This is a genomic window from Streptococcus cristatus, assembly GCF_003943815.1.
In the GTDB taxonomy this organism is placed as follows: domain Bacteria; phylum Bacillota; class Bacilli; order Lactobacillales; family Streptococcaceae; genus Streptococcus; species Streptococcus cristatus_F.
The window spans coordinates 25127-33455 of sequence record NZ_RJNA01000017.1 but is presented as its reverse complement, the minus strand read 5'-3'; the positions used below and the strand labels follow the sequence as shown (position 1 = coordinate 33455).

Genomic DNA, 8329 nt, shown 5'->3' with positions numbered 1-8329 from the left:
TCTATGTAGGTTGTCAGCTTAATACCTCCTGATTGGAGGATTTTATGGATCCGATTGGTCTCACGATTACGGCTCTCTACATAGTGTTTCCGTTGTCGTGTTAGCTCTCTCAATTCTTGAATGGTTTCATCAGGAACGAAACTGCGAGGGAGCAGACCGATTCGTGTTAATTGGGCAATCCAGTGAGCATCTTTCTTATCTGTTTTTTGACCTGGAATAGCTTTCATATGAGCAGGTTGTGCTAGGATGAGTTCAAAGTCATCACAGAGTTCATGCCAGACAGGTCTCCAGTAAACTCCTGTGCTTTCCATGCCGACGGCTTCTACATGAAATTGACTGAGAAAATCATGACAGGCTTTTAATCCTTTTGTCGTTGTATCAAACTGAGCCATTTCACGCTTTGGACGAGTAGAAGTGAGCGGCCCATGTAGAATACAAACCACAAGAGTAGCTTGATGGACATCCATACCTGCACAAGATTGATAGAGAACATCCATTGTGATTCCCTCCATTTATAAAGTCAGAGAGCTTGTCTACCGATAACGTTGTCGTATTTTTATACTCATGCTCAAGGCGATATTTTGGGGTACTCGTCGGTAGAGTGGATTAGTTTGTCCCGCGAAAGTGATATTCAAGAAATTATCAACCACAAAGCCCTCACTTAGATTATACTGCTAAATGAGGGCTTTTGTCTTTATTTTCATGTTTCTGTGGGTGACGGCTATGTCGTCATGGCTGTCTGTCCCACTCTCATTTACTTTGTTTTAAAGATTGTTAGTTGGGCCTTTTTCGTCAAGGCTCCATGTTTCCTCTATATATGAGATGACAGAAGCCAGAGTTTTTCGGTCGCCTTCAAAAGAGATCAAATATACTTTGTCGTCTTTTTGGAAAACCCAAGAAACCACTAACTGCCCTGATTTCATAATTACATTCAGTTGAAAAGCTTCATTGCCAGAAACAGTGGATTTTGCTCCCCACATTTTTTCTACATCTTTATTATCATTCCAACTATAGGCTAGTCGCTGGGCAATTAACTCAGCATTGAAAGTTTCCCCATCTTGGACATGAGCTTTTTCTCTAGTATAGCCATTCATAGTAACGATATTATAAGCTGAGCCATCCGTGAACTGAACGCTGTCGCCACCATCTAAGTCGGTGAACTTGATCCAATTACTTGGAATATCGATATAGCCGTAATCAGCCGAACCAATGCGCTTGGTTTTGGTCGTAGTGGAAACATCTTTGTCACTAGCTTTATCAGATTTGCTGCTATCTTTCTGGGAAACTTGACTAGATGTACTGGTAGAAGTTGGCGATTTCCGATTACTATAATGTTTAATAAGGCCACAAGAGGACAGGGAGAGACCGGCTAAGATAGTCAGGGATAGCAGAAAGTGCTTCTTTTTCATGGCGAAACTCCTTTTAACAGGGTAGATTGAATGATATTTATATTCTACCACATTTTTTAGATTAATAAAAATCTTTACTGTGGGGGGTTAGAAAAGGGAAGATAGTGGAGTAAGTAAGCCTCTCTTCCTGATACCAACAGAGCAATTTTTTCATCAAGAAATTTCAAGTAGCTATTATTGCAATAAAGAAATTCCTAGAATTACCGCAATTAAAACAAAACCAATAATGGAAAAGATTAATATTAGCAACTTAAAAATTTTATCAAGGCCTGCATAACGTTCTACAAAGGCTTTTTCAGGCTTCTCAGGATTATAATAAACCATCATGGCTGAACCTTTTGGGAATATTTCTCTTAACTGTAAATTTTTTCCAGCGCTAAGAATATATTTCCTGTCAAAGACATCTTTTTGCTCTTTCTTCCTAGATGTTTCTATGTAATAAGCATATTCAAATTTTTTTCTGTATGTTTCCCCATTCACGAGATATTCTACAATAGGCAAAGGGATAACCATTTCATTACGGTTATCATAATCAACCACTATACCTGAAATTTTAGCAGTACATTTTTTCTGAATATTCTTCTCCCGTCGATAGAATAGGTATAAAACCAAATTTGTAAGGCCAATAAAGAAACATATATCTATTATCAAAATAATCGGTTTATCCAAGATTTACCTCTCTCCTATTTCCTAGCTCGGGTTAATAATATCGACTGAAATTTCCTTCGCCTTTATACTCCAGGAATCAGGCGAATAAAGTCCACCGTACTTTATTCCTCATCCATACTCAAGACGCTGAGGAAGGCTTCTTGTGGGACTTCGACAGAGCCGATCGCTTTCATCCGTTTTTTACCAGCCTTTTGTTTTTCTAGGAGCTTGCGCTTCCGAGAAACGTCACCACCATAACACTTGGCCAAGACATTCTTACGCAAGGCCTTGATGTCTGTCCGAGCCACGATTTTTTGACCGATAGCTGCCTGAATAGGTACTTCAAACTGCTGACGAGGAATGATTTTCTTGAGCTTGTCTACAATCAGCTTACCACGCTCATAGGCAAATTCCTTGTGAACGATAAAGCTGAGAGCATCAACCTTGTCGCCATTGAGGAGAATATCCATCTTCACCAGCTTGGACGAGCGATACTCAGAAATTTCGTAGTCAAAGCTAGCATAGCCACGAGTAGAGGACTTGAGCTTGTCGAAGAAGTCAAAGACGATTTCAGCAAGTGGGATTTGATAGATGACATTGACCCTATTATCATCGATATAGTCCATGGTCACAAAGTCACCGCGCTTGCGCTGAGCCAACTCCATCACCGCTCCGACAAATTCCTGCGGCACCATAACCTGCGCCTTGACATAAGGCTCTTCAATGGAATCAATCTTGGTCGGGTCCGGAAACTCGCTCGGATTAGAGACATCAATAGCTTCACCATCTGTCAGATTAACCTTATAGATAACAGACGGCGCCGTCATAATCAGATCAATATTAAACTCACGCTCCAAACGCTCCTGAATAACATCCATATGTAGCAAGCCTAAGAAACCACAGCGGAATCCAAATCCCAATGCCTGAGATGTTTCTGGTTCAAACTGCAGACTGGCATCGTTTAGCTGGAGCTTTTCAAGCGCCTCACGCAGGTCATTGTATTTATTGGACTCAATCGGATAGAGACCCGCAAATACCATCGGATTCATCTGCTTGTAGCCGTCCAGAGGCTCAGATGCTGGATTGTTCGCCAAGGTCACTGTATCTCCGACCCGAGTATCCTGTACCGTCTTGATAGAAGCTGCAATATAACCAACATCCCCTGTCGCTAAGAAATCACGTCCAACGGCCTTAGGTGTAAAGATGCCGACCTCAGTTACATCAAAGGTCTTACCATTGCTCATGAGCTGAATAGTGTCGCCCGGCTTGACCACACCGTCCATCACCCGCACTTGCAGGATTACCCCACGATAGGCGTCATAGACTGAGTCAAAAATCAAGGCTTTGAGCGGTGCTTCAACATTTCCAGTCGGTGCTGGGACTTTTTCTACTATCTGTTCGAGGATTTCTTCAATTCCGATACCAGCCTTGGCAGAAGCCAATACGGCTTCGCTAGCATCCAAACCAATCACATCTTCAATCTCTGCCCGCACCCGCTCTGGATCCGCAGCTGGCAGGTCAATCTTATTGATAACTGGCAGGATTTCCAAGTCATTGTCCAGCGCTAGATAAACATTAGCAAGAGTCTGAGCTTCAATCCCCTGAGCAGCATCCACAACCAGAATGGCACCTTCACAGGCCGCCAATGACCGTGACACCTCATATGTAAAGTCCACGTGTCCTGGTGTATCAATCAAGTGGAAGATATAGGTTTCTCCGTCCTTAGCAGTATAATTGAGCTCGATAGCATTAAGCTTAATGGTGATGCCGCGCTCCCGCTCCAAGTCCATGCTATCCAAGAGTTGGGCCTGCATTTCTCGGCTGGAAACCGTCTCAGTCGCCTCCAAAATCCGGTCAGCCAAGGTTGATTTCCCGTGGTCAATGTGGGCAATGATGGAGAAATTGCGGATCTTCTCCTGACGTTTTTTCAAATCTTCTAAATTCATTTTTCTCATCCTTTTAGGGTATTCTATTTATTATATCATGATTTGTCGAAAATAAAAACGACTGTAACCAAGACAGTCGACTTAATTTTCCATTTATCTAGAGTCTCATATTATCTAGAGTCTCATAAATACAGAGACGATTAGTCATGGACTTTTCTGAGTTTTTCAAGAGTTTCTAGGAAAATAGCTGGCGCTTCAGCCGTAAATTCCAGCACTTCACCAGTCCGAGGATGGGTGAAGCCCAGTGTTCGTGCGTGTAAAAATTGACCATGGCCCTTCAGGGTCTTACGTGGTCCATAAACCTCATCTCCAGCGACTGGATGGCCGATATAAGCCATGTGAACACGGATTTGATGCGTCCGCCCCGTCTCCAGCTGCAGCTCAACCAAGGTATAGTCCCCAAAACGTTCCAAGACTTGGAAACGTGTTAGAGCAGGTTTTCCCTTGGCTGTAACCGCCTGTTTCTTGCGGTCTTTTTCACTACGGCCAATCGGTGCCTCAATCACTCCGCGGTCATTAGGGAGATTTCCATGAACAATCGCCCAGTATTTACGCAAGGATTTCTTATCCTTGAGCTCATCTGCAAGCGCCAGATGAGCTTGGTCATTCTTGGCAATCATCAATAGACCAGAAGTATCCTTATCAATCCGATGGACAATCCCCGGGCGCAGCACACCATTGATGCCAGAAAGGTCTTTGATGTGGTACATGAGAGCATTGACCAGAGTACCGCTGGTATGTCCAGCTGACGGGTGAACCACCATGCCTTGCGGCTTGTTGACGACGGCAACATCCTCATCCTGATAGACAATCTCTAGCGGAAGATCCTCTGCCACATACTCAACCACCTCTGGCTCAGGCACTTCATAGGAAATGACATCACCTTCTTTGACGGCATACTTGGCTTTTTTTGCCTCTCCATTGACCAAAATCTGGCCATTTTTTATCTGTTCATTGGCTAAACCACGGGATAGCTCCGTCAAGTCCGCCACTGCCTTGTCCAAACGCAGGCCTGCGGCTGCTGCATCAATTTTCAATTCCATTTGTTTCTTCCTTCAACATCACCAGTAATAAAATCGCTACTCCAACAGTCAGGTACATATCCGCTACGTTAAAAATAGCAAAATTGACAAAATCTAGCTGGAACATATCCACTACAAATCCTTGCTGGATCCGATCAATGAAATTGCCCAAGCCACCAGCAATAATTAGAATGAGTCCCGTCAGCATCCACTTAGAAGCTTGGATATTTTTAATCAAATACCAAACGGCAACTCCAATCACGATACAAGTTATCAGAGCGAAAAACCACTGCTGATTTTCCAAGATAGAAAAGGCTGCACCAGTATTTCGCAAGTAGGTCAAACTGACAATCTTAGGAATAAACTTTCTGACTTGCCCCAAAGAAAAATTGGAAACAATATAATACTTGACTGCCTGATCAAGAGCAATCAAAAGAACAACTAAAAAAGGAATGGTAATCTTTCGTTTCATACTTCTCTTTTCTGTGCAAAATATTCTTTCATAACGGCTACAAAGGCTTCTCCGACCTGACTCAGCTCCACATCTTCCCTCTTGACATAAACCATGTGATTGTCTAAATTGTCTCGGAGTTTGATGACAGTGATTCCATTTACACTGTTGCTATCCAAAAAGCCAGATCCAGTCGCGTAAGCATCCGTCCGCTCCAAAATCCCATTCAGCGTAGCTCGATCCGTCACATTAAACATCTGGGAACTAGCGCTGGTATCAACAAAATTCTCTGAATAATAGAGATACTCATCCTTTTCCTGTGTGAAGCGAACGGTTGGCAAGGTAGCCAAATCCTCCATAACCAGTTCCTCCTTTTGAGTCAGAGGATGATCTTCCCGCAAATAAATGTGGGTCTGGAAAGGAATTAGCTCAATGACCTCCAAGCCGAGCTTCTCCACCCGCTGCATAATGCCCTTGCTATTCTGATTATTGAGGTAAATGATCCCAATCTCGCTGTGGCCTTGGGCCACTTCGTCCAAAATCTGCACGGTTGTTGATTCAAAAATCCGAAAATTCTTGTAGTCAGGATAGCGCTGAGAAAACTCTGTTATCAAAGGTGGTAAAAAGTCATAATGCTGACTGGCAATGGAAAATTCATCCTTTTCCTCTTCAGGATTGGCATATTGATTTTGAAAGACATCGAAGCCTTTGACCAATTCCTGAGCTCTCTCGTAAAATTCCATGCCCCGCCGAGTCAGAAAGGTTCCGCTACTCGTTCGGCGGAAAATCTTAAATCCTAGCTCCTTTTCCAAATCTCGCACCGCGATAGATAGACTGGGCTGGCTGACATACATTTTTTCTGCTGCTTCACGGAAGGTTCCGCTGTTGGCAATGGCTACTACATAACGCAATTGTTGAATATTCATATCTTTTTCCTTTTACAAATACTCCTAATTATACCATAAACTCAGCCTTCCTCAAAGGCAGGCAGTGACTTTCCTCTTGGAAATACATCTCTGAAATCTGCCTCATTTGCCCAAAATATCCTTTGTATACAAGAAGGTAACATAAAGAACAACGAGCAGGGCTATTAAGACCTCAAAAGTAAGCAAAATTTGCCCAGCTAGACCAAGATTCAACACGTTTAAAGATTGCTTCAAAGCCACAGCCGAAATGACCAAAGGGAAGGTAAAGGCAGAAAAGCCTGCTGAAAAAGGACGATTGATCAAACGAGGAAGTTGCCACAAAATAAAGGCATATAAGCATTGTCCTGAAATCAAGAGCAAGCTCAATAAGACAGGATTTGGCTGAGAAAAAGTACCTACATAAGCCGCTGTCACCAAGGAAATAGGCGCACAAATCGTTGTCGTATTTGGACGAACATTCTCTGCTAAGCCAATTTTATAGGTCTTATAAAGGACGATTGGCAAGACCAAGATGGTCGCTAAAAGGCCGTACCAAAAGACCAGCTGCCCCAAAGCTAACTGCTGGGGAACCGCAATGGTCAGAGGAGCGACACCAATCCCGACAAATAAGACCGTCCAAGCAGGAAAAACATTCTCCCACTTGAAAGGGAAGACAAAGGTCAGGATATAATAGACCATCAAGAAAACCAACCCGCCAAAGCTCAGCCACCACAGCACTTGCGCATTAATTCGGGCAAAATTTCCCAAAAAAGTCCAGCTCGCTAGATAGGTCGAAGCCACCATTCCCTGCATGAAAAAAGTCGGGAAGACCGAGGCCACTAGCGCTTGACCTAGTTGCTCTTTGACTTGCTTGGTATGCGTCAGCATTCCCATCACTAGATGGAGGAAGAACAAGAATGCCAGACTTGCTAAAAGATAGCGCAAGAACTGACTGACATCACCGACTAAATTTCCCAAGGCTAGTAGGCCTAGCACCAAGCCCGCCTGAACCAAGTATGGCTCTTTTCTCTTTATCATCAACAGATCTCCTAACCTTAAAAGCTCTTTTCTTCGAAAGATAATTCTTCTATTTTCTCTTTAAATAAACTGTTTCCGATTTTCGTTTAAAGCCTAATCTTTCATATAGCCTCAGGGCACCTGTATTTTGAGCTTCTACGACGATTTGACAGACTTGTCCATTTCGGCTAGCAAGGTCTTTCAGTATAGACCTGACTAGGTGACTCCCTAAGCCCTGTCCCTGAAAGGCCTGATCCACAGCTAAGGCGAACAGATGATTACTTCCAAAAGTTGTATCCACTGAGCAAGACGCCATGATTTGACCGTCTTTTTTCAGGACATAGAGCAGGCTATCTGAGCTCTCCAGTGCTTGACTGGCATAGTGAAGCGCAGTCTCCATCGGCATTTCAAAAATCTGCGACTGAAACGCTGCAATCTCCGCAACCATTTCTTTTTTCCCCAGCAAAACTTCCACGCCTTCTTTTTCTTCTTCAGGGAAAGTCCCCGCTGCCTGCTCCAGCCAGATTTCCGTTTCTTTCAAATCATAGTCAAACTTTTCAGCAAAAGCCGGATGGTCTGTTAAAAACTTGACTTCACTGATGTATTCGATTTGGGATAAATCGTATTTCTCTGCAATTTTGGAAAATTCCTGCAAAAGAGCGCTCGCTATGCCCTGTCTGCGATAGTCAAGCAATACATAGACAGATAGCTCTGCTTGCCCCGGCTCATCCGCATATACCGATAAAAAACCAACCGTTTGATGATCTAGATTGGCCAGAAAAAAGGCTGGCATAGCTCCATCAAAATTATAGGCGTTATCCAGATAAGGAAGACGATAAGTCCCATCTGTAACGTGGCAGTTTTGAACCAGCTCAAAGAGCTGATCCTTGATTTCCTGACTGGGCTTGCTATAAATCTGTATTTCCATCAT

9 protein-coding genes are annotated in these 8329 nt (G+C 43.3%); all 9 read right to left on the bottom strand.

The features are described 5' to 3' along the window. Positions 1-497, bottom strand: a 497-nt coding sequence (locus tag D8872_RS09645; RefSeq protein ID WP_142999576.1) for an IS110 family transposase, incomplete at its 3' end; no start/stop codon positions are given. A gap of 267 nt (positions 498-764) precedes the next feature. Continuing rightward, positions 765-1409 (bottom strand): hypothetical protein, encoded by a 645-nt coding sequence (locus tag D8872_RS09640; RefSeq protein ID WP_125390767.1) that lies wholly within the window; start codon positions 1407-1409, stop codon positions 765-767. Between the two features lie 174 nt (positions 1410-1583). After that, the gene (locus tag D8872_RS09635) at positions 1584-2078 is read right to left on the bottom strand and encodes a DUF3592 domain-containing protein (RefSeq protein ID WP_185761415.1); all 495 of its coding nucleotides are present in this window, start codon (positions 2076-2078) and stop codon (positions 1584-1586) included. A gap of 101 nt (positions 2079-2179) precedes the next feature. Then, positions 2180-4003, bottom strand: a complete 1824-nt coding sequence (gene lepA / locus D8872_RS09630) for a translation elongation factor 4 (protein WP_125390766.1) — start codon at positions 4001-4003, stop codon at positions 2180-2182. Between the two features lie 140 nt (positions 4004-4143). Next, a complete protein-coding gene (locus tag D8872_RS09625) occupies positions 4144-5046 on the bottom strand; it encodes an RluA family pseudouridine synthase (protein WP_061422762.1) in 903 nt (300 codons plus the stop codon). Continuing rightward, entirely contained in the window at positions 5030-5497 is a 468-nt protein-coding gene (gene lspA, locus D8872_RS09620) for a signal peptidase II (RefSeq protein WP_125387769.1), read from the bottom strand. The genes D8872_RS09625 and lspA overlap by 17 nt, the downstream gene beginning before the upstream one ends. Next, positions 5494-6402 (bottom strand): LysR family transcriptional regulator, encoded by a 909-nt coding sequence (locus D8872_RS09615; protein WP_125390765.1) that lies wholly within the window; start codon positions 6400-6402, stop codon positions 5494-5496. The genes lspA and D8872_RS09615 overlap by 4 nt, the downstream gene beginning before the upstream one ends. Before the next feature lie 102 nt (positions 6403-6504). After that, a complete protein-coding gene (locus D8872_RS09610; protein WP_125390764.1) occupies positions 6505-7419 on the bottom strand; it encodes a TDT family transporter in 915 nt (304 codons plus the stop codon). 49 nt (positions 7420-7468) lie between these two features. After that, on the bottom strand, positions 7469-8326 hold the full coding sequence (locus D8872_RS09605) for a GNAT family N-acetyltransferase (RefSeq protein ID WP_125390769.1): 858 nt from the start codon (positions 8324-8326) through the stop codon (positions 7469-7471). Between the last annotated feature and the right edge of the window lie 3 nt (positions 8327-8329).

Excerpts from the sequence above, each read along its gene's own strand:
- D8872_RS09625 (WP_061422762.1), bottom strand. The coding sequence starts at position 5,046 with ATGGAATTGAAAATTGATGCAGCAGCCGCAGGCCTGCGTTTGGACAAG.
- D8872_RS09605 (WP_125390769.1), bottom strand. The coding sequence starts at position 8,326 with ATGGAAATACAGATTTATAGCAAGCCCAGTCAGGAAATCAAGGATCAG.
- D8872_RS09615 (WP_125390765.1), bottom strand. The coding sequence starts at position 6,402 with ATGAATATTCAACAATTGCGTTATGTAGTAGCCATTGCCAACAGCGGA.
- D8872_RS09610 (WP_125390764.1), bottom strand. The coding sequence starts at position 7,419 with ATGATAAAGAGAAAAGAGCCATACTTGGTTCAGGCGGGCTTGGTGCTA.
- D8872_RS09640 (WP_125390767.1), bottom strand. The coding sequence starts at position 1,409 with ATGAAAAAGAAGCACTTTCTGCTATCCCTGACTATCTTAGCCGGTCTC.
- lepA (WP_125390766.1), bottom strand. The coding sequence starts at position 4,003 with ATGAATTTAGAAGATTTGAAAAAACGTCAGGAGAAGATCCGCAATTTC.
- lspA (WP_125387769.1), bottom strand. The coding sequence starts at position 5,497 with ATGAAACGAAAGATTACCATTCCTTTTTTAGTTGTTCTTTTGATTGCT.